At 69.6% G+C, this 22,458-nt stretch carries 30 protein-coding genes; 14 read left to right on the forward strand and 16 right to left on the reverse strand.

Features of this window, described 5'->3' with window-relative positions:
* The first annotated feature begins 5 nt into the window (after nucleotides 1–5).
* Together AMK34_RS34355 and AMK34_RS34360 are read left to right on the forward strand one after the other, a co-directional pair.
* The gene (locus AMK34_RS34355) at nucleotides 6–860 is read left to right on the forward strand and encodes a helix-turn-helix domain-containing protein (protein ID WP_073848146.1); all 855 of its coding nucleotides are present in this window, start codon (nucleotides 6–8) and stop codon (nucleotides 858–860) included.
* A 7-nt stretch (nucleotides 861–867) separates the two neighbouring features.
* Nucleotides 868–1,305: a MarR family winged helix-turn-helix transcriptional regulator gene (locus tag AMK34_RS34360; protein WP_038509273.1), complete on the forward strand. Its 438-nt coding sequence runs from the start codon at nucleotides 868–870 to the stop codon at nucleotides 1,303–1,305.
* 1 nt (nucleotide 1,306) lies between these two features.
* On the opposite strand, the gene AMK34_RS34365 is transcribed toward AMK34_RS34360, so the two are convergent.
* Entirely contained in the window at nucleotides 1,307–1,741 is a 435-nt protein-coding gene (locus AMK34_RS34365; protein ID WP_073848147.1) for a hypothetical protein, read from the reverse strand.
* Nucleotides 1,742–1,869: 128 nt separating this feature from the next.
* On the opposite strand from AMK34_RS34365, the gene AMK34_RS34370 reads away from it, so the two are divergent.
* The 3 genes from AMK34_RS34370 to AMK34_RS34380 are packed head-to-tail and all read left to right on the forward strand — an operon-like array spanning nucleotide 1,870 to nucleotide 3,344.
* A complete protein-coding gene (locus AMK34_RS34370; RefSeq protein WP_241832930.1) occupies nucleotides 1,870–2,331 on the forward strand; it encodes a nuclear transport factor 2 family protein in 462 nt (153 codons plus the stop codon).
* Nucleotides 2,309–2,965, forward strand: coding sequence for a transcriptional repressor LexA (gene lexA / locus AMK34_RS34375; protein ID WP_016336599.1), 657 nt, complete (start codon nucleotides 2,309–2,311; stop codon nucleotides 2,963–2,965). The genes AMK34_RS34370 and lexA overlap by 23 nt, the downstream gene beginning before the upstream one ends.
* Nucleotides 2,966–3,002: 37 nt before the next feature.
* Nucleotides 3,003–3,344, forward strand: coding sequence for a VOC family protein (locus tag AMK34_RS34380; protein ID WP_038509267.1), 342 nt, complete (start codon nucleotides 3,003–3,005; stop codon nucleotides 3,342–3,344).
* Nucleotides 3,345–3,346: 2 nt separating this feature from the next.
* Here the strand turns inward: AMK34_RS34380 and AMK34_RS34385 are convergent, their stop codons facing one another.
* Nucleotides 3,347–3,694: a DoxX family protein gene (locus tag AMK34_RS34385; RefSeq protein ID WP_038509265.1), complete on the reverse strand. Its 348-nt coding sequence runs from the start codon at nucleotides 3,692–3,694 to the stop codon at nucleotides 3,347–3,349.
* A 132-nt stretch (nucleotides 3,695–3,826) separates the two neighbouring features.
* On the opposite strand from AMK34_RS34385, the gene AMK34_RS34390 reads away from it, so the two are divergent.
* The 4 genes from AMK34_RS34390 to AMK34_RS34405 are packed head-to-tail and all read left to right on the forward strand — an operon-like array spanning nucleotide 3,827 to nucleotide 6,843.
* Nucleotides 3,827–4,435 carry a TetR/AcrR family transcriptional regulator gene (locus AMK34_RS34390; RefSeq protein ID WP_073848148.1) on the forward strand — a complete coding sequence of 203 codons (609 nt, stop codon included), beginning with the start codon at nucleotides 3,827–3,829 and terminating at the stop codon, nucleotides 4,433–4,435.
* A gap of 1 nt (nucleotide 4,436) precedes the next feature.
* Nucleotides 4,437–5,093, forward strand: a complete 657-nt coding sequence (locus tag AMK34_RS34395; RefSeq protein WP_038509263.1) for an enoyl-CoA hydratase-related protein — start codon at nucleotides 4,437–4,439, stop codon at nucleotides 5,091–5,093.
* Between the two features lie 5 nt (nucleotides 5,094–5,098).
* Nucleotides 5,099–6,046: a sigma-70 family RNA polymerase sigma factor gene (locus AMK34_RS34400; RefSeq protein ID WP_073848149.1), complete on the forward strand. Its 948-nt coding sequence runs from the start codon at nucleotides 5,099–5,101 to the stop codon at nucleotides 6,044–6,046.
* 2 nt (nucleotides 6,047–6,048) lie between these two features.
* The gene (locus tag AMK34_RS34405; protein ID WP_073848150.1) at nucleotides 6,049–6,843 is read left to right on the forward strand and encodes an alpha/beta hydrolase; all 795 of its coding nucleotides are present in this window, start codon (nucleotides 6,049–6,051) and stop codon (nucleotides 6,841–6,843) included.
* A gap of 4 nt (nucleotides 6,844–6,847) precedes the next feature.
* Here AMK34_RS34405 and AMK34_RS34410 read toward each other — a convergent pair whose 3' ends face one another.
* Together AMK34_RS34410 and AMK34_RS34415 are read right to left on the reverse strand one after the other, a co-directional pair.
* On the reverse strand, nucleotides 6,848–7,834 hold the full coding sequence (locus AMK34_RS34410; RefSeq protein ID WP_073848151.1) for an acyl-CoA desaturase: 987 nt from the start codon (nucleotides 7,832–7,834) through the stop codon (nucleotides 6,848–6,850).
* A 449-nt stretch (nucleotides 7,835–8,283) separates the two neighbouring features.
* Nucleotides 8,284–9,072 carry a nitroreductase/quinone reductase family protein gene (locus AMK34_RS34415; protein WP_241832942.1) on the reverse strand — a complete coding sequence of 263 codons (789 nt, stop codon included), beginning with the start codon at nucleotides 9,070–9,072 and terminating at the stop codon, nucleotides 8,284–8,286.
* Between the two features lie 425 nt (nucleotides 9,073–9,497).
* Here AMK34_RS34415 and AMK34_RS34420 point away from each other — a divergent pair, with 425 nt between their 5' ends.
* Nucleotides 9,498–10,754 carry an HNH endonuclease signature motif containing protein gene (locus AMK34_RS34420; RefSeq protein ID WP_073848153.1) on the forward strand — a complete coding sequence of 419 codons (1,257 nt, stop codon included), beginning with the start codon at nucleotides 9,498–9,500 and terminating at the stop codon, nucleotides 10,752–10,754.
* A gap of 89 nt (nucleotides 10,755–10,843) precedes the next feature.
* On the opposite strand, the gene AMK34_RS34425 is transcribed toward AMK34_RS34420, so the two are convergent.
* A complete protein-coding gene (locus AMK34_RS34425; protein ID WP_073848406.1) occupies nucleotides 10,844–11,308 on the reverse strand; it encodes a GNAT family N-acetyltransferase in 465 nt (154 codons plus the stop codon).
* Complete coding sequence (locus AMK34_RS34430) at nucleotides 11,305–12,192, reverse strand: aminoglycoside phosphotransferase family protein (protein ID WP_073848154.1); 888 nt, start codon at nucleotides 12,190–12,192, stop codon at nucleotides 11,305–11,307. Before AMK34_RS34430 ends, AMK34_RS34425 begins: the two co-directional genes overlap by 4 nt.
* 242 nt (nucleotides 12,193–12,434) lie before the next feature.
* Here AMK34_RS34430 and AMK34_RS43645 point away from each other — a divergent pair, with 242 nt between their 5' ends.
* Complete coding sequence (locus AMK34_RS43645; RefSeq protein ID WP_241832931.1) at nucleotides 12,435–12,674, forward strand: hypothetical protein; 240 nt, start codon at nucleotides 12,435–12,437, stop codon at nucleotides 12,672–12,674.
* Here AMK34_RS43645 and AMK34_RS34440 read toward each other — a convergent pair.
* Nucleotides 12,645–13,070: an acyl-CoA thioesterase gene (locus tag AMK34_RS34440; RefSeq protein ID WP_073848155.1), complete on the reverse strand. Its 426-nt coding sequence runs from the start codon at nucleotides 13,068–13,070 to the stop codon at nucleotides 12,645–12,647. The genes AMK34_RS43645 and AMK34_RS34440 overlap by 30 nt on opposite strands.
* Nucleotides 13,071–13,098: 28 nt before the next feature.
* Complete coding sequence (locus AMK34_RS34445) at nucleotides 13,099–13,875, reverse strand: helix-turn-helix domain-containing protein (protein ID WP_073848407.1); 777 nt, start codon at nucleotides 13,873–13,875, stop codon at nucleotides 13,099–13,101.
* Nucleotides 13,876–13,942: 67 nt separating this feature from the next.
* On the opposite strand from AMK34_RS34445, the gene AMK34_RS34450 reads away from it, so the two are divergent.
* Nucleotides 13,943–14,662, forward strand: coding sequence for a hypothetical protein (locus tag AMK34_RS34450; protein ID WP_038509253.1), 720 nt, complete (start codon nucleotides 13,943–13,945; stop codon nucleotides 14,660–14,662).
* Between the two features lie 5 nt (nucleotides 14,663–14,667).
* On the opposite strand, the gene AMK34_RS34455 is transcribed toward AMK34_RS34450, so the two are convergent.
* From AMK34_RS34455 to AMK34_RS34480, 6 genes are read right to left on the reverse strand one after another with little or no spacing between them, the layout of a single operon-like run.
* Entirely contained in the window at nucleotides 14,668–15,042 is a 375-nt protein-coding gene (locus AMK34_RS34455; RefSeq protein ID WP_073848156.1) for a DUF427 domain-containing protein, read from the reverse strand.
* A gap of 37 nt (nucleotides 15,043–15,079) precedes the next feature.
* Nucleotides 15,080–15,844 (reverse strand): HAD family acid phosphatase, encoded by a 765-nt coding sequence (locus tag AMK34_RS34460; RefSeq protein ID WP_073848157.1) that lies wholly within the window; start codon nucleotides 15,842–15,844, stop codon nucleotides 15,080–15,082.
* An 11-nt stretch (nucleotides 15,845–15,855) separates the two neighbouring features.
* Complete coding sequence (locus AMK34_RS34465; protein ID WP_073848158.1) at nucleotides 15,856–17,025, reverse strand: THUMP-like domain-containing protein; 1,170 nt, start codon at nucleotides 17,023–17,025, stop codon at nucleotides 15,856–15,858.
* 1 nt (nucleotide 17,026) lies between these two features.
* Nucleotides 17,027–17,989 (reverse strand): class I SAM-dependent methyltransferase, encoded by a 963-nt coding sequence (locus AMK34_RS34470; protein WP_073848159.1) that lies wholly within the window; start codon nucleotides 17,987–17,989, stop codon nucleotides 17,027–17,029.
* Between the two features lie 5 nt (nucleotides 17,990–17,994).
* Nucleotides 17,995–18,774 carry an enoyl-CoA hydratase/isomerase family protein gene (locus AMK34_RS34475; protein ID WP_005167845.1) on the reverse strand — a complete coding sequence of 260 codons (780 nt, stop codon included), beginning with the start codon at nucleotides 18,772–18,774 and terminating at the stop codon, nucleotides 17,995–17,997.
* Nucleotides 18,775–18,829: 55 nt separating this feature from the next.
* The gene (locus tag AMK34_RS34480) at nucleotides 18,830–19,642 is read right to left on the reverse strand and encodes an ABC transporter ATP-binding protein (protein WP_037341789.1); all 813 of its coding nucleotides are present in this window, start codon (nucleotides 19,640–19,642) and stop codon (nucleotides 18,830–18,832) included.
* Between the two features lie 323 nt (nucleotides 19,643–19,965).
* Between AMK34_RS34480 and AMK34_RS34485 the strand changes: the two genes are divergently transcribed.
* Nucleotides 19,966–20,514, forward strand: a complete 549-nt coding sequence (locus tag AMK34_RS34485; RefSeq protein WP_038509248.1) for a cysteine dioxygenase — start codon at nucleotides 19,966–19,968, stop codon at nucleotides 20,512–20,514.
* Nucleotides 20,511–20,906 carry a rhodanese-like domain-containing protein gene (locus AMK34_RS34490; RefSeq protein WP_016336620.1) on the forward strand — a complete coding sequence of 132 codons (396 nt, stop codon included), beginning with the start codon at nucleotides 20,511–20,513 and terminating at the stop codon, nucleotides 20,904–20,906. The genes AMK34_RS34485 and AMK34_RS34490 overlap by 4 nt, the downstream gene beginning before the upstream one ends.
* Here the strand turns inward: AMK34_RS34490 and AMK34_RS34495 are convergent.
* Nucleotides 20,903–21,727, reverse strand: coding sequence for a hypothetical protein (locus AMK34_RS34495; protein WP_038509246.1), 825 nt, complete (start codon nucleotides 21,725–21,727; stop codon nucleotides 20,903–20,905). The two genes, AMK34_RS34490 and AMK34_RS34495, sit on opposite strands and share 4 nt — an antisense overlap.
* 76 nt (nucleotides 21,728–21,803) lie before the next feature.
* Nucleotides 21,804–22,445: a hypothetical protein gene (locus AMK34_RS34500; protein WP_038509245.1), complete on the reverse strand. Its 642-nt coding sequence runs from the start codon at nucleotides 22,443–22,445 to the stop codon at nucleotides 21,804–21,806.
* Nucleotides 22,446–22,458: the final 13 nt, after the last annotated feature.

Below are 22,458 nucleotides of genomic sequence, written 5' to 3' on the forward strand. Positions count from 1 at the left end.
GGCCCATGGACGGACCTGGCCCGCTCGGCGACTTCCTGCAGGCACGACGGGCGCGGCTGCGGCCGGAAGACGTCGGCCTGCGCGACTTCGGATCGCGCCGCCGGGTGGCCGGGCTGCGGCGCGAGGAACTGGCCCAGCTCGCGGGCGTCAGCGTCTCCTACTACGCGCGGCTGGAACAGGGCATGTCCCGCGGCGCCTCGGCAGAGGTACTGGACGCCATCGCCCGCGCGCTCCGGCTCGACGACCACGAACGCGGACACCTCGACCGGCTCGCCGGCGCCGCCCGCCGCACCCCGCGGGCGCGCCGTCCGCGGCCCGAGAAGCTCCACGACGAGACGCGGGACCTCCTAAGCACCGTCGACGCTCCCGCCTTGGTGCTCGGCCGCCGCTCCGACGTCCTGGCGTGGAACGCGCTCGGCCACGCCCTGCTGGGCGGGCATCTCGACTTCCACGCCCCGGAAGACCCGGCACGACGGCCGAACACGAGCCGGATGCTGTTCCTGGACCCGCACTGCCAGGAGCTGTACGCCGACCGGAAGCGGAAGATCCGCGCCGTGGTCGGCAGCCTCCGGATCGCCGTCGGCAGGTATCCCGACGACCCGCTGCTCGCGGAACTGATCGGCGAGCTGACGATGAAGAGCCCCGAGTTCGTCGCGCTGTGGAGCGACCATCGCGTGCGGCCCTGCGACGCCGAGTCCTACGAACTGCGTCATCCGGTCGTCGGTTCGGTCCGGGTGACCCAGCAGACGTTGTCGATCGCCCGTTCACCGGACCAGTCGCTGATCGTGTGCACGACCCGGGCGGGCTCGTCGGACGAGCAGGCCCTCGCGCTGCTCCGCCGGGCCGCGGATATGTCATGATGCTGACATGACGGTCGGACCACTGGACCAATCGGCGGGATACCTGCTGAAGCGGGCGGCGACGGCGCTCCGGACGGCGATGGACACCGCGTTGCGCCCCCTCGATCTGACCGTGCCGCAGTACTCCTGCCTCGAAGTGCTCTCGCAGCGACCTGGGCTGTCCAACGCGGAACTGGCCAGGGCCGTGTTCGTCACCCGGCAGTCGATGAACCTGGTCCTGCGCGGTCTGCAGGACCGCGGACTGGTCACCCGGCCGGCGACCGCGCCGCAGGGCCGCGCCCTGCCCAGCACGCTCACCCCCGCCGGACGCGCGCAGCTCCGCGCCGCGAGTGGCCTCGTGCGCGAGGTCCAGGACCGCATGCTCGCCCCGTTTTCGGAAGCGGGCCGGGAACGGCTCGTGCACGACCTCGCCGCCTGCGCCGACGCGCTCACACCCGGGGAATGACTCAAGACCTCGTACTCACCAGCGTCTCCGGCTTGAACGCGTACACGTCGGTGCCCTGGACCAGCACGTGCCATTCGCCGCAGACCTTGTCGGTCCGGCCTTCCTGACCCTGCGGCCACCACTGCGCGGCGAGCGTGGCCGCCTGTGTCGCGGCCGCCCCCGGCACGCAGAGCGCGGGCAGCGTGCCGCCGGTGAACTTCAGGAGCCGTTCCGAACCCGTCGTCCGGATGACCTCCGTGACCGACGCCGCCCCGTCCGGCACCCAGTCCGGCAGCCGGGCGTCCTTGTCCCGCTTGCCCTCCGCGCCGGTCGCGTAGCCGACCGTCTTGACGTGTCCGTTCGCCTTTTCGGTCAGACCTTCCTTGAGCCCGCAACCGGACAGGGCGATGGTGGCCGTCGCGGCGGCGAGCACCGCCGCGGTGATCTTCGTGTTCATACGATCGAGTCAACCTCGCGGAAACGCCCACGGGATCGGACTTTCGGCCCGGCCGTGCCGCCATCCGGCCGATCTCGACGACGGATAACCGCCAGCGATCGGCCACCCCGCGCGACAGAGTGATCGTCGTGACAACGACAACAGACGCCCTGTCCGTGCTCAACGGCATGTACGCGGCGGAAGCCGAGTACTTCGCGGCGGGCGGCCCCGGCAAGGCGTCCTTCGCGTCGCTCGCCCCGTTCTTCTCCCCCGATGTGGTGCTGCACCAGGCGGACGGCCTTCCCTACGGCGGGATCTGGCGCGGCCACGAGGGCATGGAGCGGTTCTTCGTCGCCATGAGCGACACGTGGGACGTCTTCGACATGCTGGACCAGAGCTTCCTGAGCGAGACCGATCCGCTGGTGATCCTGACCCACGTGCACGTCCGGGCCAGGGCGACCGGCCGTGAGCTGGATTTCCCGATCCTGCAGACGATCACCGTCGCGGACGGGCGCATCACCGAGGTGCGGCCGTTCTACTGGGACACCGCGGCGATCGCGGCGGCCTGCACGAACTACCATTCCGCTGATGACCGCCTACCACGATCTTGAGCTGTTCGAGGAAGCCGCTTCCCTGCCGGAGCGGCAGCAGAAGATCCTGCTGACCATCCGCGAATGGGTGGTGGAGTACGGCTACTCGCCGAGCACGCGCGAGATCGGCGAAGCGGTCGGGCTGCGCTCGACGTCCTCGGTGTCGAAGCATCTGGCGGCGTTGGAGGAGAAGGGTTTCCTCCGCCGCAGCAGCTCCATCTCGCGCCCCATCGACGTGCGCGCCTTCCTGCACGGCACCGCGTCGAAGGAGTCCACAGAGGACTCCGTGCCGGTCCCCGTCGTCGGTGACATCGCCGCGGGCACGCCGATCTCCGCCGTCGAACACGTCGACGACGTGATGACCCTTCCGCGTGAACTCACCGGGCGGGGCAACGTCTTCGGCCTGCGGGTGCGCGGTGACTCGATGATCGACGCGGCCATCTGCGACGGCGACATCGTCGTGGTGAAACAGCAGCAGGAGGCGCACTCCGGCCAGATCGTCGCCGCGATGATCGACGAGGAGGCCACGGTCAAGGTGTACCGCCGCCGCGACGGCCACGTGTACCTCGAACCGCGCAACCCCGCCTACGAGGTCATCGACGGCGACCGCGCGAGCGTGCTCGGCGTCGTGGTCTCGGTGCTGCGCAGCGTCTGACGCGGTTTTGTCGGTGGGCCGGAGTAGCTTGCGGCCCATGTACGAAATCGACTTCGTCGAGTTCCCGTCGAGTTCGGCGGCGGGCTCGAGCGGGTTCTTCGAAAAGGCCTTCGGGTGGACGGCGACGGCGTACGGCCCGGCGTACACCGACGTCCAGAGCGGCGGCGTGGTCTCGTTCGGCTTCCAGCAGGACACCGCGCAGCAGACGGCCGCGCCGCTGGTGACGATCCGCACCGACGACCTCGCCCGGGCGAGGGCTTCCGTCGAGGCCGCGGGCGGAATCGTCACGGTCGAGCCGTTCTCGTTCCCCGGCGGGCGCCGGTTCCACTTCCGCGAGCCCGGCGGCGCCGAACTCGCGGTGTGGTCCCCGGACTCCTGACATCAGGCCGCGAAGCCCAGCACGAGCGAAGCGGCGACAGGCGCCATGTACATCAGCGGGAACGCGACGTGCGACGGCCAGTGCGCGCGAAGCACGGTGATCACGGCACCGGTGAAGTAGAGCACCAGGCCGATCCCGGCCGCGACGCCGAGCGCGGGCACCCACAGACCGGCGATCAGGCCGAGGGCGCCCGCGGCTTTGGCGACCCCGAGCGGGGTCCACCAGCCGCGCGGAACGCCGTAGTCGGCCAGCGGCTGCACGACCCACTTGGCGCGGAAGAAGATCGAAGCGGCCGAGAACGCGGCCATGAACGCTCCGACGACGGTGACGATGACATAAGCGGTGGTCATTTCGGTTTCTCCTTGGCTTCTCGGTGGTTCGCGGGGTTGACCCCGGCCACCGGCCCGATGTGACAGCCCGTCGGGTGAAGCACGTCACAGGGTGTCGTCGTTTTAGAGCAAGTGCTCTGTTATCCTCGCCGCATGCCCCGCCCCCGCGTGCACGACCTGGACCGGCTGCTCGACGCGGCCGAGCGCCTCGTCGTCGAAGTCGGCGCCCGGGGCGTCACCGTGCGATCCCTCGCGGCCGCCGCGGGCGTGTCCAACGGGACGATCTACCACGCTTTCGGCTCGCTCGGCGCGCTGCTGGCCCGCGTCTGGCTCCGTGCGGCGAGCGCCTTTCTCGACCTCCAGACCGAGCTGGCCGATCAGGCGGAAGGCCCGTCCGCCGCGATCGCTGCCGCGGCGGACGCACCGGCGGAATTCGCCCACCGCCGTCCGGAAGCGGCCCGCCTGCTCATCACCGTCAAGAAGGAGCATCTGCTCGGCCCGCAGGTCCCCGAAGATCTCGCCGGCGAGCTCCTCGCACTCGACAAACGCCTGGTCGGGCTTCTCGTCACGCTCGCCGAACGGCTCTGGGGCAGGCGGGACGCGCAGGCGGTCGAAGTGCTGACGACCTGCGTCGTCGACCTGCCGACAGCCCTGTTCCGCCGCGCGTTCACCGCGGGCGAGCCGATCTCCGAAGACTCCCGGGCCCGGCTGTCCGCCGCGGTCCACGCCATACTCCTGCTCCCACCCCCACGGAAGGACTGACATGCCCACTCTGCGCCACGACGCCCCGGTGTTCCTGCTGGACCTCGGGGACGACGAGAACCGGTTCTCGCCGTCCTGGCTGGAAACCGTGCATTCCCAGCTGGACACCGTCGTCGCCTATCCGGATCCGGCGGTGCTGGTCACCGTCGGATCCGGGAAGTTCTACTCCAACGGCCTCGACCTCGACTGGCTCACCAGCAACCCCGCCAAGGCCGCGCAGTACGTCGCCGACGTGCACGAGCTGCTGGCCCGCGTGCTCACCCTCGGCGTGCACACGGTCGCCGCGATCAACGGCCATGCCTTCGGCGCCGGGGCGATGCTGGCGATGGCGCACGACTTCCGGGTGATGCGGGCGGATCGCGGGTTCTTCTGCTTCCCCGAAGCGGACATCAACATCCCGTTCACACCGGGGATGGCGGCGCTGATCCAGGGCAAGCTCACCCCCGCCGCCGCGATCGCGTCGATGACCACCGGACGACGGTTCGGCGGCACCGACGCGCGCGATCTCGGGCTCGTGGACGCCGTCGCCGAGAAGCCCGCGCTGCTGGAGTACGCGGCCGATCTCGTGCGCCCGCTGGCCGGGAAGGACCGCGGCACGCTGTCCGCGATCAAGACGACGATGTTCACCCCCGCCGTCACCGCGCTTCGCGCCAAGTAGCCGTCGTGCGCACCGACGACGCGGAGTTCGATCGGCTCGTCGAGCCGCTACGCCGTGAGCTGCACGCCCACTGCTATCGCCTGCTGGGCTCGGCCCACGACGCCGACGACGCCCTGCAGGACGCGCTTCTGCGGGCCTGGCGGGGCATGGAGCGGTTCGAGGGCCGGAGCTCGATGCGCACCTGGCTCTACACGATCGCCACCCGCACCTGCCTCGACATCGCGGCGGCGCGCGGGAAACGCGCGCTGCCGATGGACCTCGGCCCGTCGAGCGAGCAGGTCGTGCTCGAACACGCCCCGCTGACCGAGGTGGCGTGGCTCGGCCCGTACCCCGACGGCCCGGAGACCCGGTACGAACGGCGCGAGGCCATCGAGCTGGCGTTCGTCGCCGCGTTGCAGCACCTGCCGGGCAACCAGCGGGCCGCACTGGTGCTCTTCGACGTCCTCGGTTTCCCGGCCGCCGAAATCGCGTCCATAATGGACACTTCGGTGGCGGCGGTGAACAGCGCGTTGCAACGCGCGCGGGCGATCGTGGCGGAGAAGGTCCCGCCGCCCGGCGAGCAGCGGAAACTGGACGACACCCGAACGCGCGAGATCGCCGCGGGCTTCGCCTCCGCGCTGGAGCGTGGTGACGCCGACGCGCTCGTGGCGCTGCTGACGGAGGACGTCACCTGGTCCATGCCGCCGCTCGCACAGTGGTACAGCGGCATCGAGGCGGTCACCGGCTTCGCCGCCGAGGTCCCGCTCGGCCGGTGCCCGAGCTGGCACACCGAGATCGTCACCGCCAACGGGCAGCCCGCCGTCGCCTGCTACCTCGGTGAGTCGACGGACGCCGTCCACACCCCCTGGTCGATCACCGTGCTGTCCCTTCGTGACGATCGGATCCGCGACATCACCTCGTTCCTCGACGCGGACCTGTTCGCACGGTTCGGCCTTCCCCCGGCGAAGCCTTGAGCGTGCGCAAGAAGGTGTTGATCGCGCTGGCGGTGGCCGTCACCCTCGTCGGTGTGGTCTTCGGTGGCGCGTTCGCCTTCCAGCGCAAGCTGATCTACCTGCCCGAGGCAGGTCCGGTTCCCGGTGCGGCCACGGTCCTGCCCGGCGGCAGGGACGTCACGCTCACCACCTCGGACGGGCTCGGCCTGGCGAGCTGGTACTTCCCGGTCGCGGGCGCGAAAGCGGCCGTGCTGGTCGCGCCGGGCAACGCCGGGAACCGGTCGTTCCGCGCGCCGCTGGCCCGCGCGCTGACCGCGCGCGGGCTCTCGGTGCTGTTCCTGGACTATCGCGGATACGGGGGCAATCCCGGCGAGCCGTCCGAGAACGGGCTCGCGCTCGACGTCCGCGCCGCACAGGATTTCCTGACGCGCGAGGCCGGAACGCCCATGATCTATTTCGGCGAGAGCCTCGGCTCGGCGGTCGTCACCGAATTGGCCACCGAACGTCCGCCGTCCGCGCTCGTGTTGCGTTCGCCGTTCGTCGACCTCGCGTCGGTCGGACAACGGCACTACCCGTTCCTGCCGGTCCGCTGGCTGCTGCGGGACGAGTTCCCGACGAAGGACGCCGTCGCCCGGGTGAAGGCGCCGGTGACCGTCGTGTTCGGCGCCGAGGACTCGATCGTCCCCGCCGAGCAGAGCCGTGAGGTGGCACGGGCCGCCGGTGCCAGGACGATCGAAGTCCCCGGCGCGGATCACAACGACCCGGTGTTCTCCGACGGGCCGGAGCTGATCGACGCCATCGCGGGCGCGATCCGCTGACGGCTCAGGCCCGCTGCGTACGACGGCGCAGCGACAACGAGTGGCCGGGATTGAGTTTGCGACCGAGGCGGTCGGCCTTCGGCCAGCGGACGTCCGTCGCCCAGCCCGCTTTCTCGAACAGCCAGATCAGCCGTGCGGAGATGTCGAGCTGGCCGCGGCGGACGCCGTGCCGGGCGCCGGTCGGGTCGGCGTGGTGCGAGTTGTGCCAGGACTCGCCCATCGAGGCGATGGCGAGCGGCCAGAAGTTCGCGGACTTGTCGCGGGCGGCGAACGGGCGGTCGCCGATCAGATGGCACAGCGAGTTCACCGACCAGGTGACGTGGTGCAGCAGCGCCACCCGGACGAGGCTCGCCCAGAAGAACGCGGTGACCGCGCCCCACCAGGACAAGGTGATCACGCCGCCGAGGACGGCCGGCGCGAGCAACGTCACCACGGTGAGCAGCGGGAACAGCCGGTCGATGCGGGCGATGTCGCGATCGGTGAGCAGATCCGGGGCGAACCGCCGCGCGTTGGTCTTCTCGCGGTCGAACAGCCAGCCCATATGGGCGTGCCAGAAGCCGCGGGCCAGCGCGGCCGGGGTGGTGCCGAACCGCCATGGGGAATGCGGGTCACCCTCGCGATCGGCGAAGGCGTGATGCCGCCGGTGGTCGGCCACCCAGCCGATGACCGGACCCTGCATGGCCATGCTGCCCGCGACCGCGAGGGCGATCCGCAGGCCGCGGTTGGCCTTGAACGCACCGTGGGTGAAGTAACGGTGGAATCCGATGGTCACGCCGAGGCCGGTGAGGAAGTAGAACCCGGCGGCGAGGCCGAGGTCCAGCCAGCCGAGGCCCCAGCCCCACGCGAAGGGGACGGAGGCCGCCAGTGCCACCAGGGGCACCACCGCGAACAGCTTGACGAGAAGGTTTTCGGTGCGGGACTGCTCTCCCGACAGGAGGGGTTGCGGCGACTGCCGCTCTTCGCTGCCCGGGGGTCTGAGAACTGAGGTCATGTCGCCGTTTCTTGTCGATGGCCGTGGCATGTGCCGGCTGCTGGAGCCTGAGGCACGACGCGGCGCACGAAAGGCATGCCCGCGACGAATTCTGCGCGAGCGTGCTGGGACAACACGACACCCAAAACGTTGGACTGGTCAGTTCAACGAACGACGTCGGCCGATGGTTCCGGTGCGGGATAAGAAGGTTCGCGAAAAAGATCCATGTATCGCTCGCCCTGGGGAGTGGTCGGCTCGTGGGGCTCGTCCTGAGCTGCGAGCGGGTGACTGAACAGCGCACTGTCCGTGCTGTGAGTTTTGACGGTGAAACCTTTCGAGGGGGACCGCTGTTTCGCGGTCTTCGGCGAGGCCGGGGACGATTTCCGCCCGCCTCGCGGCGTCACGCCGAGGGCGTCGCCACCTCTCACGGTACACGCCCCGGGGCCGAAACCCCAGGGCGTCCACCCTGATCAGCCGGTCACTGTCACATTGAGCGCGGCCACGACGCTCCGCTCTTCGTAGGCGAAATGCGCTTCGAGCTTCCCCGCGAGGGCGTCGAACTCGTCACGCAAGCGTGCCGGATCACTCTCGCCGTGCACGTAGCCCTCCACGAGGTCGCGGATCCGCTTCTGCGTCGCCGCGACGACGACATGGTCTTCCCCCAGCTTCGTCAACGTCGGCGCGAGCGCGGGAAACCGTTGTGCCAGCAGAGGAAACGCGCCCATGTCCTCGCCGGTGTGATGTTTGGTCAGCGCCTCGCAGAACGAAACACAGTGCGCCTTCAAGGATTTCTCCATGACGAGCGCGTCGGCACGGCCGGCCACGATGTCTTCCACTCCGGCGCGCAACGTCCTGAGCTCCTCCCGCAACCACTCATGGACTTCCACCAGGAAGTCGCCCATCCCTCGCACCCGGTCGTCGATCCGGTGCAGGATCACGACCGGCAGCTTGCGCGTCGTTTTCGCCTGATACTCGGCGAATCCCGGCTCCTCGGCGACAATCTTCGCGAACAGCGCGTCACGCTCCGCGGCGGGCGGGATGGACGCGATGGCCTCGTAAGTCTCGGTTTCCGTCTCGATCGTGACCCGATGGTCACGCCGGATGTTGTGGTACCAGCCCGGATGCGCGGGGGCGCCCATGTTCGAGGCGACAACGACGGTCTTGCCGTCGATTTCGAGATACCCCAACGGATTCGTCCGCCGCTGACCGGTCTTGGCGCCGGTGGTGGTGAGCAGGATCAGCTTCCAGCCCTCGAGCATGCCGCTCTTGCCCTGCCTGAATTCTTCGATCACCTGGTCGTTGAAGGTCACTGCGTTCCTTTCCCATCGCCGTGTCGACAGGAGGGCGCGGAACAGTCACCGGAGGAGCACACATACGCCCGTTTTCGGGCGCACCACATGGAGGCGTCATCCCACGACGCGGGATGAGTGAAAGGAGAGACGGTGTGTGCCGGTCTCTGGTGGCCGAGTAGCCGCTACCTCCATGAGTAGGCCCATACGGGGCTCAGCGACGACGTTAGCACGGGCCCCAGGCGACGCGCACCCACCTTGCTCTCCCCCGCCGCATTTAGTCGACTAAATGCGGCCACTCACGCCCTCCGCATTGCCTTTAGGCGCCCTACACCTTTCGATATAGTCTGAATACGCTATAGCACAGGTGTTCGAATCGGCGTAGCGTTGATCTTGTGTCCAACGACAGCAGATCCGAGACGACGCCCACCGAGTGGTGGCGCGTCGACACGGCGACGCTGCATGCGCGTAAACAAGAACTCGAAGTTCTTAAGCGCCAACTGGATGCCGAACAGAACGCGATCCTCGCTGAGATCAATTCCCGGGGGATCCGTGGCTGTAGCGGTCATTCGACGCTGGCCGGGCTGATCCTCGAAGACTTCCTGGTTTCTGACAAGGAAGCCGCCGACCGCGCCGACCGCGTCCTGGCTCTACATGCCGGTCCGTCGATCGGTGGCGACCCCGAACCGCCCCTGGCGCCGCTCACTGCCGAGGCTGCCGCGGAGGGCACGATCGGCGGCGGCCAGATCGACGCCATCATCAAGACTCTCACCCGGATCCCGTCGAGCGTGCCCGAAGCGGACGTGCGAGCTGGGGAGAAGATCCTCGTCGAACTGGCCAGACATGCGGGACCACGCCAAATCGCCCGCGCCGGACGCCGCCTCCTCGACGAACTCGACCCGGACGGTAAGGAGCCCCGCAACGAGGACCCGAAGGAGACCCGGCCGGAGCTGCGGTTCGTCAAGCACCGCGACGGGTCACTCGGTTTGAAAGCCAGGCTCGACCTGGAAACCTACGCGCGGTTGAAGTCCGATCTGGATCCGATGGCCAAGCCGCACAAGGCCATCGACGGAGTCCGGGACTCTCGCACTCAGGACGAACGTTACGGGGATGCCTTCACCGACTACGTCCGCCTGAAGACCACCAGCCGGAACCTCCCCGGCCAAGCAGGCGAAGCCACCCACATCCTCATCACCATGTCCTACGACGACCTGATCCGGGACATCGGTGAAGCCCACCTGGATCTGGTCGGCCCGATCAGTGCGACCGACGCCCGGATCCTTGCCTGCGATGCCCGTGTCCGACCCGGTGTCCTCGGGACGGCGGGCGAACCACTGGACATCGGCCGCTCCAAACGCACCGTGTCGCTGGCGCAGAAATACGCGCTCACCCTCCGGGACGGAGGCTGCGCGTTCCCCGGCTGCGACATGCCCGTCCCCCGGTGCACGGCTCATCACATTGTTTTCTGGCGACACCACGGCGAAACCAAAATCGACAACCTCGTACTCCTGTGCACCAAGCACCACCGACTCATCCACCGCAGCGAATGGAAAGTCCAGATCGCCCAAGACGGCCTACCCGAATTCACCCCACCGGCTTACCTCGACCCGACCGGAACACCAAGGAGGAACACCATGCACCTCAGGACATAGGCCGACTCCGCGAAGCTTCCGAGACCGAACAGCCGGCCACCTTGAGAACTCACGGCCGGGGTTCGTCCCTGCCCACCGATCAGGCACTCCTAATCCAACGCCAGCTCTCCGACCACCTGGTCTCCGCTCATCTCTCCCGTCAACCGGAAGCCGAGCCTGAGGTAGAAGCGCTCGGGACCGTCCTCGCCGGAGTGCCAGGTGGCGGTGAGGCGGTTTCCGCCCCGGCGGCGGATCTCGGCGGCCACGGCCTCGACCGCGAAACGGCCGTAGCCCCGGCCCTGCTCGCCCGCCGCGATGTTGAGGCGCCACAGACCGGAGCGGATGTCGGTGCCCGTGCCGTCGCCCGCGAAGTCGATGTCCAGGAAGGCCATGAGGAAACCCACCAGCCGGTCGCCGTCGAAAATGAGGCGGGGCCAAGCGATACCGGGATACACGAATGCCTCGGCAAGGGACTTCACGACCGGCGCGACCAGATGCTCTTGGGCCGGGTGGACCTTCAGATCGATCGCGGCGTCGAAGTCGGCGGCCGTGACCTCGGCCAGTCGGGGAGTCATGCCCACCCCACTTCCTCCAGCACAGCCCGGATCACGTGCCGCGCGTTGCCCGCCATGGTCTCGTTGATCGTGCGGTAGTACGGCAGCGCGATCAGCGCCTGCGAAAGTGTCCGGCCGCGGCCGCGGCTCCAGGTCGCGTCGTCCACGCCCACTGCATTCCGGAACACGCCTCTCGCGTCGGCGGGCAACAGGTTCCACGCCGGGAACAGGTCGCAGGCCGGATCGCCCACACCCAGGCAACCGAAGTCGATCACCGCGGAAAGGCGGCCATCATTCACCAGCAGATTGCCCGGCATCAGGTCGGCATGCAGCCACACCGCCGGCTCCTCCCACACGGGGATCCGCAAAGCCTCCTCCCAGAGCGCGAGGACGGCGTCGCAGTCGACGTTCTCTTCCGGAATCGTGCGGAGGCTTTCGATCGCCGACCTGGTCTCCGCGTCCAACGTCGCGAGCGGTCCGCCACGGTGCGCGAGAGAAGGCGCGGGTACCGGCGGGACACGGCGCATCGCGAGCACGAACTCCGCCAGGTCTTCGGCCAGCGGCACGGGCGAGCCGAGTGCTTCCGGCCGCGGGTTCTCGCCGGGCAGCCAGCGGTACACCGACCACGGCCACGGGTATCCGTCGGCGGGTACTCCTGCCCCGAGTACCTCCGGGATCGGCGTGGGCAGCTTCGGGGCGAGCCGGGGCAGCCACTTCTGTTCCAACGCGACGTCCTTGGCGCCGCTCTTGGTCAGGGGCAACCGCACGACCAGGTCGTCGCCCAGCCGGAACATGGCGTTGACCGTGCCACCGGAGGGCCATCGTTCGATCGCCTGCCCGGCCCATCGGGGGAACTGTGCCGCGATCAGCTTCCGTACGAGGTTCTCGTCGACCACGACGGTCATCCAACCACCGCCGGGGCATCATCGAGGCATGCCGATCCTCGCCGGTCCCGAGCCGCTCACCCCGGAGGCCACCATCCGCCCGGCGCGGGCGGGCGAGGAGGACGTGGTCCTCGATCTCCTCGCCGAAGCCGCGGCCTGGCTGGCCGCGCGCGGGATTCACCAATGGCCGCACCGCTTTCCCGTGGATTCGGTGCGGCACCAGATCCGGGTGGGTGAGGCGCTGCTGATCGTCGGGCCTCGCGGTGGCGCGGGAAGCGGCCGGGCTCGGGATCCGGATCGTCGGCTGGGTCGGCGAGAAGGCCGCGGCTCACCACAAGACCTTCGTCCGCGTGGCGACCACGAGGGACAACCCGGCGTTGCGCGGGTACTACGAGCGCGCGGGATTCGAGCACGTGGCGGACCCGCCTGAAGCGAAATGGCCCACCAGCCTCTACGAAAAGCGGGTGACCGAGTCACGGCAAGCCCAGGACCTCCGGCCGTGAAGCGTATTTCCGCCAATACCGTCCCGGATCCGGGACCAGGCGCCGCGACTCGAGATCCAGCAGTCCGGAGACACTTTCGACCTCGGCCACGACGGCACCGTCCGGCGCCACGAACTCCTGGACGACCCGGGACACCTTGCCCGGCTCCCAGACGAACCGGGTCAGGACGTCGATCCGCGCACGGGCACGAAGCTCGCGACGGAACCGGATCGTCGTTTCGAGGTTGACCGGGCCGAGGTTCCCCGCCTTCAAGGCCAGCGGGTCCACCCCGGCCGCCCACACGCATTCCCAGCGCGCGTGATCGGCGTACGCGAGGTAGGCGGGGCCGCGGACGTGGCCGTTGAGGTCGAGATCGTCCGTACGGATGTCGATGGTGACGCGGAAAGGTTCGAGCACTTCCCGATCTTCGCTTCGGCGGGCCGCCTCAGTCTGGAACGTTTCGGCCAGTCCAGGACCGCACGAGCGCGCCGGGCGAAGCGCCCGACAGACGGCGGCATTCCCGCCCGAGATGGGACTGATCCGCGTAGCCCACATCGGCGGCGACGTCGGCGAGCGACGCCTGGTCGCGCGCCACGGCCTCGACCCGCTTGAGGAACCCGTGGAATCGCAGCACCCGCTGCAACTCCTTGGGGCCGACGCCGACGTCGTGCCGGACATGCCGCCGAAGGCCGCGCTCGCTCACACCCAGCCGAGCCGCTACCCGATCAGTGCGGGCCCCGGGCGCGCTCAACGCGCGAGCGGCCGCGATCGACAGCCCGTCCACGTCGACATCCCGGAGCCTCTCGGCGACCAGCGCTTCCAACACCGACCGCGCCTCGCCGGGCGTCCCGCATCCGGCCAGCTCGGACTCCGCACGACGAGCCTTGGCGGCCCACAGGTCACGCAACGGGGTGGCGCCCGCGGAAAGCTCCGTCATCGGCAGGCCCAGCACCGCACCGCCGACGCCGCACCGCAGGCGGAGCCCGGCGGTCCACACCGCCGACGGCAGCTCGTGCCGTAGCACCCCGCGCACCGTGGTGACCGCGGCCAGCACCGTCCCGTCCCAGACCAGATCGACACAACCGTCCGGGAACACCCTCAGCGGACGACGGCAGCCCACCACACCCGTCCAGACGCTCTCGACGACGCCGGCCACCGCCACGACCGGCCTGCTTTCGCGGTACACCGAGCGACCGGACCGTCGACGCAGCGGAACACCCACGTCCGGCAGTATGCCCCCGGCCACCGACAAGATGCGCTTCACTTGATCTTGCTGAAGACTTGCCGTCGTGCTGCTGCCGGTGCTCGACCCGTCCCCCGCCGAGTGGATCTCCCCCAGGCTCGGTGGGGCGTTCGGCGCGGCGGGCCGCACGGTTCCGCGTGGCTACGCCGCGTACGCGCGTGTCTGCCATCCCGCCGAGCGTGATCGCGGCGGCTGGGCGAGCTGGCGCGAAGCCGCGGCCGAGACGGGGCGCCGGGCCCACGCCGCCATGCAGTGGCACGCGCTCGTCGGCTCCCCGGATCCGGTGAATCTCACCGGCTCGCTCTGGCGGGGCTCCCCGCCGGACCGGGGCTCGCTGCCGTCACACAGCCTCACCGCGCTGCTGGCCGTGCTCGGCCGGCACACGAGCACACTGAACGGCTGGTTCTGCCTTTGGGAGGGCTACGGCTGGGCCGACGAGGCGACGCTGTCGCGCGAACACCTCGCCGCGCCTCGCCTGCGCCATCCCGGCCGGGACTACCTGCTGTTCCACGGGCCGCTGACGGCCGCGACCGAACTCGGCTGGCGGCCCCGGCCGAACTGGTTCGAGGCGCAGTCGCCCAACCTGTTCTGGCCGGACGACCGCGCGTGGTGCGTCGCCACCGAGGTCGACTTCGATTCGACCCTCGTCGCGGGTGACGAGGCCCTGATCGACGCATTGCTGGACGCGCCGGGTCTGGAGGCCTGGCGCATCGAGTCCGACACCTCGCTCGCGGCCGACGGGGACCGGATCAACCAGCTCCCGTGAGGGGGTCAGCGCTCTTCGATCGAGTCGACCTTCGTCGGGTAGAACGCCACGTGGTCCTTGATCTCGGCGACCGCTTCGTGCGGCGCCTCGTAGGTCCAGACGGCGTTCTCGGCGAGGCCGTCGCCGGTGCGGATGCTGTAGTACGACGCGTCGCCCTTGAACGGGCAGTACGTCGAGTGGTCCGTCCGCTCCAGCAGGTCGAAGTCGACGTCGGCACGCGGGATGTACTGCGCGGGCGGGTAGTTGGCCTCCCGCAGGGTGAGCGCGTTCGCGCTGTCCGCCACGACCTTGCCGCCGATCGTGACGACCACTCGCGCCTCGTTCGGCGCCACCGTGATCGGGTGGTCCGCGCTGGGCTTCAACACCTTTTTGTCAGACATACCGGGCACAGCGACGCCGAACGCGCGGATATTCCCGTCAGGGCAGGTAGTACATCGGATTCGGCAGCTTGACCGGGAATTCGGCGTATCCGCCTTCGAGGTCGCTGAACTGGTCGCCGAAGTTGGCCAGGATGGTCGCCCCGGTCGAGGCGATGTGCTTCCGCGTGCCCGCCTTGTACTGGACGGTGGTGCAGGTCAGCCCGCACGGCAGGTAGTCCGGCGCGGTGGTCTTCGGCTTGAAGAACGCCCCCGCCGGCGCCGGGTAGCCCTCGTTCGCGAGGTTCTTGAGCGACTGCGGGCCCTGGAACTCGTTGCGCCCGGTCAGGAAGTAGATCTTCACGCCGCGCTGCGCGGCCCAGTTCGCCAGTTCCAGCACCGGCTTGTTCGCGACGAACGTGCCCTTGTCGATCGCTTCCTGCTGCTTCTTCGGGTCGAAGCCGAAGTCGTTGTCCGCTTCCCAGCCGTAGGTGACTTCGGCGGTGTCGTCGACGTCGAACACGACGGCGGGGTTCTTCACGCCGCGGTCCAGCCGACGCGAGAGATAGCGCTTGGCGTCCTCGACTTGGCGCTTCGTGTCGGAGACGAACCGGCTGCCCTCGGAGTACCCGTGCTTGCCGTCGCTGCCGACGACATCGCCGTAGTAGGCCTTCACGTCGAGTTTGACCCGGCCGATGTTCGCGGGCTCGTGACCGCGCCGCCAGGTGGCGTCGTCGGTGTTCGCGACGGCGGTGGCGCCGCCCGCGAGGACGGCTCCGGCGGCCGCGGCGGCGGCCAGTTTCAGCAGACCGGTGAACCGGCTCATGGAAATGCTCCTCACGTCAGCTGTGCGCGGCAAAGGAACGCTACTCCAGAACGACCGATTCTGGTCAGAACCAAAGTAGCTTCTTCACCTCCGCGAGGTTTCAGCTTGCGGCGCAAGGCATCCGGGTCTATGTCGAGACCGCGGACGAGGATTTCCAGTCGACCGATATCGTGTTTTTTCAGCAGTACACGAAGATTCTTCTCGCTGTACGGTCCGTGCTCGAACACCCGGAACGCCCGGATTCCCGGCGGCGGAGTGTCGCCGGTCAGGTACGCGATGCGTTCGTCGAGCTGCCACAAACCGTGCCGTGCGGCGTAATGCCGCACGAGTCCGGCACGGACGACGGCGCCGTCGGGGTCGACGATCCATTCACCCGGCTCGCGCACGGGGATCTCGTCGGGATCGGCGTCGGTGACCGTCCACTGTGCACCGTCCGAACGCAACACCGTCGCGCGGCGCGACACCGTCGAACCCACGCCGCGCCACAGGCACGCCTCGCGGACCTGACCGTCCAGAGAGACCAGTTCGACCTCGTCCGCCCAGGGCGCGATGGAGAAATCGAGCCCCGGCGCGCATTTCACCGAGAGTTCGCGGCCTGGATACGCCTCGACCAGACCGTCCAGCGGTGGCAGGAAGTCGGCGGGCTTCCACGCCCGGCGTCCGGCGGAGTCACGACGAGCCGGGTCGGCGACGACGACCGAAGAACGGCTGACCGGCCGCAGCGCGTCGGCCCTGAGCAACGCGGGCGAAACCCCGGCCGCGGCGGCGTTGTGCCGTGCCATCGCCAGCCGGACCTCGTCCAGATCCGAACCCAGCGCCTTCGCGGCGACGCGGGCGATCTCGACCAGGTCCGCGCCGACCGAACACGTCACGTCGTGGACGTCGCGGCCGGCGAGCCGCGAAGCCCGGTGCCGGGCGACGAGTGTGGCGCTGGCCTGCTGAAGGGCGTCGCCGGTGAACAGCCACGAACCCGCGGAGTCCAGTTTGGCCGACGACTTCCGCCGCAGCACCACCGTTTCCAGCACCGCGGCCGCGTGGTCCGAGGCGATCCGGCGCACGGCGGCGACGTCGGCGATGCGGGTCTTGTCGGTCAGCGGCAGGGACGAGCATGCGGCGAGCGCCGCGCTTCCCGCGCCGGAGCGCAGGAAGGCGACGTCGTCGAGCGTGAAGTGGTACGGCAACCTACGAGCGCTTGGTACCGGTGATCATCACGTTGTAGAACAGCTCGCGCGGCAGCACCTTGGCGAGCAGCTTCTTGTCCAATGCGGACAGCCGCAGCCACAGCCGGTACGCGAACAGACGCCAGCGCAGGGTCAGCTTCTCCTGCGGCACGGCGGCCTCGAAGGTGCGGATCGGCCAACCGGCCAGCGCCGCGGCGAACTCCTCGGTGACCGCGCGGACGTCCTGCGCGCCCGCGCCGCGGGCCATCGACTCGAGGTCGGATGGGTCGAAGGTGTGGATGTCGACCACGGCCTCCAGGGCGGCCGCACGGGAGGACTCGTCGAGTTCCTCCTGCGGACGGCGCCAGCCGTTCAGCACCGGGATCTTCGTCAGGTTGGTGGTGAGGTACCACGTGATCTGGCCGAGTTTGCGCGCGTAGAAGTCGCCGACCTTCGTCGGCTCGCCCGCGAACACGAACCGGCCGCCCGGCTTCAGCACCCGCAGCACCTCGGCGAACGCCGCGCGGACGTCCGGGATGTGGTGCAGCACCGCGTGCCCGACGACGAGGTCGAAGCTGTTGTCCTCGTACGGGATCCGCTCCGCGTCGGCGACCCGGCCGTCGACGTCGAGGCCGAGGTTCTCGGCGTTGCGCAGCGCGACCTGCACCATGCCCGGCGAGAGGTCGGTGACCGAACCCTTCTTGATCACCCCGCCCTGCATCAGGTTCAGCAGGAAGAAACCGGTGCCGCTGCCCAGTTCCATCGCGGTCGGGTACGGCTGGCCGTCTTCACCGGCGACGGCGTTGAACACGTCCGTCGCGTAGGAGATGCAGCGCTCGTCGTAGGAGATGGACCACTTCTCGTCGTAGGTCCCGGCTTCCCAGTCGTGGTAGAGCACGTTGGCGAGCTTGGGGTCGTCGAAGGCGGCCTTGACCTCTTCGGCGGTGGCGTGCGGATTCGGCGCCGGATCGTTCACCTGGGTCATCGCGCTTACTTCCCCTCGAAGGTGGCCTTGCCGGGGCCGTTTTCGATGAACGACTTCATGCCGTTGCGCTGGTCCTCGGTCGCCCAGAGCGCGGCGAAGAGGTGGGATTCGAGCTTCAGGCCGCTCGCGAGGTCGGTGTCGAGACCGCCGTCGATGGCGGCCTTCGCGGCGCGAAGCGCGACAGCCGGGCCGTTCGCGAACTGCGAGGCCCACTTGTGCGCGGCGGCGTAGACGTCGTCCGGCGCCACGACCTCGTCGAGGATGCCCAGCGCGAGAGCCTCTTCGGCCTTCACGAACCGGCCGGTGAACACGAGGTCCTTGGTCTTGCTCGGGCCGATGAGCCGCGCGAGGCGCTGCGTGCCGCCGGCGCCGGGGATGACGCCGAGCTGGATCTCGGGCTGCCCGACCTTGACGTTGTCGCCGGCGATGCGGCGGTCGGCGGTCAGCGCGAGTTCGAGGCCGCCGCCCAGCGCGTAGCCGGTGATGGCCGCGACGACCGGCTTCGGGATGTTCGCGATGGTGGCCAGCGACGCCGTCAGCGCGGCGCCGAACTTCGCGATTTCGGGGTACGTGCGCTCGGCCATCTCCTTGATGTCCGCGCCACCCGCGAAGGTCTTCTCACCGCCGTAGAGGATCACGGCGCGCACGTCGTCGCGCTCGGAGGCCTCACGGGCCGCCTCGGCCAGCTCGGCCTGCACCTGGTTGTTCAGCGCGTTGACCGGCGGGCGGTCCAGCCGGATCGTGCCGACCCCGCCTTCGACCTCGAGACTTACGAACTCTCCCACGCCGTCCTCCTTAACCGTCCAAGACAGATTGCAGGCTACCGGTCAGTACGACCCGTCAGCGGCGACGGGCGAAGAAGCGATCACCGGACCGTTCGAGCAGCAGGTCCTGATCGAACGTCTTGGACAGGTTGTCGCTGGTCACGACGTCGTCCACGAGCCCGGACGCCACCGCGCGGCCGTCGCGCAGCAGCAGCGCGTGGGTGAACCCCGGCGGGATTTCTTCCACGTGATGGGTGACGAGCACCATGGCGGGCGCCTCCGGGTCGAGGGCCAGCTCCGAAAGACGGGCGACGAGGTCCTCGCGGCCGCCGAGGTCGAGCCCCGCGGCGGGTTCGTCGAGCAGCAGCATCTCCGGATCGGTCATCAGCGAACGCGCGATCAGGGTCCGCTTGCGCTCACCCTCCGAAAGCGTGCCGAAGGTGCGCTCGGCCAGGTGTGCGATGCCGAGCGCGCCCAGGAGCTCCAGGGCGCGGTCGGTGTCGAGGCTGTCGTATTCCTCACGCCAGCGGCCGACGACGGCGTACCCGGCGCTCACCACGACGTCGACGACGCGCTCCTCACCCGGCACACGCTGGGCGATCGCGGCCGAGGTGAACCCGATCCGCGGGCGCAGCTCGAAGATGTTGACCTTGCCGATCCGGTCGCCGAGCAGGTCGACCGTTCCCGAGGTCGGGTGGAGTTCGGCCGCGGCCAGCCGGAGCAGGGTGGTCTTGCCCGCGCCGTTCGGGCCGAGCACCACCCAGCGCTCGTCCAGTTCCACGGTCCAATCGAGGTCGGCGAGGAGGTCGTTGCCTGTTCGGCGGACCCCGACACCGGTCATCCTCACCACGAGGTCGTCAAGTTCGCTGGGCTGGATCGGCTCGCTCACGCGCCCATTGTGTCCGCACTCGCGCGCGTGTGTGCACCGGGCCGCCGGTCGGTGGAAAGCGGCTGGTCCAGGGAGTGGGACGAAGCGACCCGGAAGCGGCCGCTGTGGCAGCATCGAGCACGTGATCAGGTCCGTGTCCGCCGCCTTCCCCGTCATCGGGGGCTCTTTCTGGCGCCGCCGGGCCATCGACCTGCTGCTCGTCGCCTCGTGCGGGTGTACCACCGCGCGACACGGCTGAGTCCTCACTCTTCCGACGGCACTCCCGTGTCGCGCCGCGTTCGGCCCTGCTTCCGAGCCCGCGAACCTTCACGAGGAGCCTCACCGTGACCACGTCCATCACCCCGCGCCAGGACTTCGAGATCCATCCGCAGCTGGTCGACCCGCTGCTGCCGGAATTGCTGCACCCCGACCGTCTGCTGTGGACGCCGCGGGAACTGGCCGACCTGACCTCCACCGTCGCCACCGAACTGACCTCGGGCCTGCGCGGCCTGCTGCGTTTCGACGCCGACCACCGCTGGTGGGCGCGTCTCGCGCTGACCGACGGCGTCGAACTGTGGCTGCTGTCCTGGCTGCCCGGCCAGCAGACCAAACCGCACGACCACGGCGGCGCGTCCGGCTCGTTCACCGTGCTGCAGGGCGAACTCGGCGAGGAGTACCGCTACCCCGGCGGCCCGATCCGGCGCCGCACGCACGTCGCGGGCGAGGGCATCGGCTTCGGCGCGGGGCGCGCGCACCAGGTGACCGGCATCGGCACCGAGCCCGCCGCCAGCGTCCACGCCTACTCGCCGCCGCTGGTCGCGACCCGCGAATACCGCACGCTCGCCGACGTTCCCGCCGAGATCCCCTCGCTGGCCCCGATACTGGGCCGATGAGCGCTATCGACAACCTGTTGGCCGCTGCCCGGGCCGGACTGGACCGGGCGGCGCCCGAGCAGGCGCTGCGCCTGCAGCGCGACGGCGCCCTGATCGTGGACATCCGCCCCCACGTCAACCGGCTCGAAGAGGGCGAGATCCCGGATTCGGTGGTCGTCGAGCGGATCCACCTCGAGTGGCGGCTCGCGCCGGACAGCGAGTGGCGGCTGCCGCAGGTGAAACCGGACTCGACGGTGATCGTCGTGTGCAACGAGGGCTATTCGTCGAGCCTCGCCGCCGCGGACCTGCAGCGGCTCGGCCTGCCGGGCGCGACCGACCTCGAAGGCGGGTTCCGCGCCTGGCGTTCGGCCGGCCTCCCGATCCGGGAAGGCGGCACGCCCGCCGTTCCCTAGCGGCGGACCGCGAGCCGCGCGATCGAGTCCGGGGAGAGCGGGAGCGCGGCGTGGATCCCGGCGCCTCGCGTCGGTCTGGGGTTGACCAGCACCCCCGTCGCCGCGTCGCGACCGGCGGCGGCGAGCACGACCTCGCGGCCGGTCCGGTGCCGGATCCGGGCCCAGCCCGCGCCGGTGACCGCACGGTACTCGGCCAGCAGACGCTCGTCGGTGAAGACGCAGAGCCACTCCCCGTGCGCGCCGAGGCGGGCCGGGATCGGCGCGCCCGCCTCGTCCGCCGGGCCGCATACCGTGCCGTCGAGGAACATCCGCATCACCGACGGCACGGGCTCGCTCGGATTTCGCTCCCGTTCGGGACGGACGTTCTCGGCGATCCATCGCGAAGCGAGCCTGAAGTCCTCGCCGGTGAGGTCCTCCTGGAAGCCGTCCAGGCTGTTCTTGACACTCCCCAGGAAGTCGTAGAACCGCCTGGTGCAGGTCCGTTCGGAGACGGCGACCCGGCCGCGGCCGACCATGGTCCGGATCCGGCCGACCATGCCCGCCCCGCCGTTCACCGGATCCACGCCGAGGTTGTACGCGGTCCAGACGATCTCGGGCATGAGCGGGTCGGCGAACCGCTCGAGAACGCGGTTCAGCCGCAGCAGGACGATTTCGCGCACCCGGCCCGCCTCGGCGTCCTCGGCGATCCCCCAGATGTCCCGCAGTTCCGGCCCCAGCGCGCGGCGCAGGCCGTCCTGCCGGATCCCGGCGCGGGCGTGGACATGGTGCAGCCGGTCCTTGGCCCTGCGCGATGTTTTCGTTTCCTTCGCCGAAGCCACCATTCCTCCGCGATTCGCGATCGGCCCGGCAAAGTCTATTTCACCGGGCTTTCCCGCATTGTTCGGGGAAAATCGAGAATCAGGGGTTTCCTTTGTTCGCCACCGGCTTGACAAGCGGCGGCATCGACCAGAATCGCCACATGGCGTCGCTCAGTCCCTGTGTCCGCCGGTCGAATTCGGCCGGGTCGGTCAGGAGCAACGCGGGCGCGAGCCCAGTCTGACCGGTGACCGCGTCGGGCGGCGGTGAAATCGGCTTCGCTTCGCGAGCGGGCCGGGGTTCCCGGACCACGCTCCGGTCGACCTCACCGAGCACCGTCTTCAACGCGGCCAGATCCTTGCCCACCTCGGTGAGCGTGGCCGCGGCCCGTGCCGCCGCCTCGGTCCGCTGGGCGATCAGTCTCCGCACGAGCGAAGGATCCGAAGTGTCCCGAGCGTTCCTGGTCAACTGCTCCAGGACCGCCACGAAATCGTCCAGCGCCCGCGCGGCGCGGCCGTGCTCCTCCGCGACCACCCGGCACCGGGCGGTCAGCTCGGCCCGGCGGCCCAGATACGCGTCGTGTCCGGGACCGGACCAGCCATGAGGATCGATCTGGCGTACCTCGACGGCTTGGTCCTCCAACGACCGGGAAACCGCTCGCAGGCGTTCCGCCTCGCTTCGGAGCACGCTGACCGTCCCAGCCGTCCAGGGCGCGCTCGGCCCGTCCGGGTCTTCCGGCTTCATCGTCCGTCCTCTT

Origin of the sequence: Amycolatopsis sp. CB00013, from assembly GCF_001905755.1 — a bacterium.
Lineage (GTDB): Bacteria > Actinomycetota > Actinomycetes > Mycobacteriales > Pseudonocardiaceae > Amycolatopsis > Amycolatopsis japonica.

Bases quoted from the DNA above. Each gene is read 5' to 3' on its own strand.
- AMK34_RS34355 (WP_073848146.1), top strand. From the start codon at position 6: ATGGACGGACCTGGCCCGCTCGGCGACTTCCTGCAGGCACGACGGGCG.
- AMK34_RS34360 (WP_038509273.1), top strand. From the start codon at position 868: ATGACGGTCGGACCACTGGACCAATCGGCGGGATACCTGCTGAAGCGG.
- AMK34_RS34365 (WP_073848147.1), bottom strand. From the start codon at position 1,741: ATGAACACGAAGATCACCGCGGCGGTGCTCGCCGCCGCGACGGCCACC.
- lexA (WP_016336599.1), top strand. From the start codon at position 2,309: ATGACCGCCTACCACGATCTTGAGCTGTTCGAGGAAGCCGCTTCCCTG.
- AMK34_RS34380 (WP_038509267.1), top strand. From the start codon at position 3,003: ATGTACGAAATCGACTTCGTCGAGTTCCCGTCGAGTTCGGCGGCGGGC.
- AMK34_RS34385 (WP_038509265.1), bottom strand. From the start codon at position 3,694: ATGACCACCGCTTATGTCATCGTCACCGTCGTCGGAGCGTTCATGGCC.
- AMK34_RS34390 (WP_073848148.1), top strand. From the start codon at position 3,827: ATGCCCCGCCCCCGCGTGCACGACCTGGACCGGCTGCTCGACGCGGCC.
- AMK34_RS34395 (WP_038509263.1), top strand. From the start codon at position 4,437: ATGCCCACTCTGCGCCACGACGCCCCGGTGTTCCTGCTGGACCTCGGG.
- AMK34_RS34410 (WP_073848151.1), bottom strand. From the start codon at position 7,834: ATGACCTCAGTTCTCAGACCCCCGGGCAGCGAAGAGCGGCAGTCGCCG.
- AMK34_RS34415 (WP_241832942.1), bottom strand. From the start codon at position 9,072: ATGCTCGAGGGCTGGAAGCTGATCCTGCTCACCACCACCGGCGCCAAG.
- AMK34_RS34425 (WP_073848406.1), bottom strand. From the start codon at position 11,308: ATGACTCCCCGACTGGCCGAGGTCACGGCCGCCGACTTCGACGCCGCG.
- AMK34_RS34430 (WP_073848154.1), bottom strand. From the start codon at position 12,192: ATGACCGTCGTGGTCGACGAGAACCTCGTACGGAAGCTGATCGCGGCA.
- AMK34_RS34455 (WP_073848156.1), bottom strand. From the start codon at position 15,042: ATGTCTGACAAAAAGGTGTTGAAGCCCAGCGCGGACCACCCGATCACG.
- AMK34_RS34460 (WP_073848157.1), bottom strand. From the start codon at position 15,844: ATGAGCCGGTTCACCGGTCTGCTGAAACTGGCCGCCGCCGCGGCCGCC.
- AMK34_RS34470 (WP_073848159.1), bottom strand. From the start codon at position 17,989: ATGACCCAGGTGAACGATCCGGCGCCGAATCCGCACGCCACCGCCGAA.
- AMK34_RS34490 (WP_016336620.1), top strand. From the start codon at position 20,511: ATGAGCGCTATCGACAACCTGTTGGCCGCTGCCCGGGCCGGACTGGAC.
- AMK34_RS34495 (WP_038509246.1), bottom strand. From the start codon at position 21,727: ATGGTGGCTTCGGCGAAGGAAACGAAAACATCGCGCAGGGCCAAGGAC.
- AMK34_RS34500 (WP_038509245.1), bottom strand. From the start codon at position 22,445: ATGAAGCCGGAAGACCCGGACGGGCCGAGCGCGCCCTGGACGGCTGGG.